Annotated in this window: 1 protein-coding gene; it reads left to right on the forward strand. The window is 45.1% G+C overall.

Annotated elements, in window-relative coordinates; translation table 11 throughout:
* Nucleotides 1-173: 173 nt before the first annotated feature.
* Nucleotides 174-941, forward strand: a complete 768-nt coding sequence (locus M6D81_RS31505) for an HAD family hydrolase (protein ID WP_262681622.1) — start codon at nucleotides 174-176, stop codon at nucleotides 939-941.
* Nucleotides 942-1,187 lie beyond the last annotated feature (246 nt).

Below are 1,187 nucleotides of genomic sequence, written 5' to 3' on the forward strand. Positions count from 1 at the left end.
GTATTTTTGCCCTTGTATCCCCGCAAGGGGGATTTCGGGCAAAGCGGACTTTCATCTGCCCCATTGAAATGGGGAGGATTCCCGTCCGCTTTTCCTAAAGTAAGGAATCCCTACATTTATAGCGAAAAAGATCATTTATTTAATTGGAGGTGGAGTAGATCAAATACTCGGCAATTGTACTTGATTTAGACGGCACATTCCTCAACACCGGTAAAACGGTGTCCAAGCGTAATTTAGATGCAGTGCTAAGTTGCTTAGGAAACGGTATGAAGGTAATTATTGCAACAGCCAGGCCGCCTCGATCTGTCCACACTCTCCTACCGGCTGAAATATTAAATGTATGCTCATTCGTTTATTATAACGGAGCACTTATTGAAGATAAGCAAACCAATTTGGAAACACACATTTCCATTGAGAGAGCAGCAACAGCAGCAATTCTAGATTACTGCTCAGAATACTTGCCAGACTGCGGAATTAGCCTTGAAGTAAGGGACCAATGGTTCGCTAATTCCGGACCGATCGACGAAGAAGTCTTTAATACACGTCACTTTCGACCGCAAGTGCGTTCGAACGAAGAATTAAAGTCACTTGAAACCACCAAAATTCTGATCACATATTTTGACAACCCAGAGGAATTACAAAGTCATTTCGGGGAGCAAGTTCATTTCGTGGTAACAGACCAGGGTACACTTATTCAGATCATGAATCGCTCGGTAAGCAAGGCCAGCGGTGTAGCACTGCTGCTTCATCACTTTGGGATCTCCACCTCCCAGGTCATGGTTTTCGGAGACGATTATAACGACATCGAGCTTTTTGCTATGCCGGTACACAAAGTGGCCATGTTTAATGCGATAGAAGGGCTGAAAGAGTTAGCTGACCAGATTACAGATTCCAACGATAACGACGGTGTGGCAATCGTTTTAGAACGGATCATCTCGTAATCGAACGGAAGCATGATCGTGAACCTCCCCCACTTACTTGCAATCACAAGTTGAAGTGGGGGGCTTCTTACCATCAACATCTTGCAAACACCTGATATGAAGCGGGTTGACCGCATTCAAGCCCTAGGTTAGGGGTGTCTTCACGATGTCTAAGTAAGCAACATGTGTCTAACAGACACACGGGGCGGAACAACCCATCTACTACTTCCTGCTTTACGCAATCCGTAGATACGTTACTCGCGTTCT

The organism is Paenibacillus sp. J5C2022 (assembly GCF_025567625.1).
GTDB lineage: Bacteria > Bacillota > Bacilli > Paenibacillales > Paenibacillaceae > Pristimantibacillus.